The organism is Halomonas sp. SIMBA_159 (genome assembly GCF_046536035.1).
GTDB classification, from domain to species: domain Bacteria; phylum Pseudomonadota; class Gammaproteobacteria; order Pseudomonadales; family Halomonadaceae; genus Vreelandella; species Vreelandella venusta_A.
Genome location: NZ_JAWJBT010001123.1, coordinates 1 through 252 on the forward strand (window position 1 = coordinate 1; position 252 = coordinate 252).

Sequence of the window (252 nt, forward strand, 5' to 3'; positions counted from 1 at the left end):
GTATTCGGTAATAAAACTGCAATTTCTTCTCCCCCATAACGGGCGACTAAATCAAGGGGACGGTTGACCACTGTTGTAATTGCTTTTGCAACTTCTTGTAAGCAACTGTCTCCGGCTTGATGACCTAAGGTATCATTGTAGAGTTTGAACGCATCTAAATCACATAAAATCAAAGATAGTTCCGCGCGATCGCGCTTGCCTTGTCGCCACTGTTCATCTAAATATTCATCAAAGCGTCGTCGGTTTGCAATT

At 42.9% G+C, this 252-nt stretch carries 1 protein-coding gene; it reads right to left on the reverse strand.

The genetic code is table 11. The features are described from left to right. Positions 1–252: diguanylate cyclase domain-containing protein (locus R0J87_RS22765; protein WP_498889195.1), on the reverse strand; the 252-nt coding region annotated here is incomplete at both ends.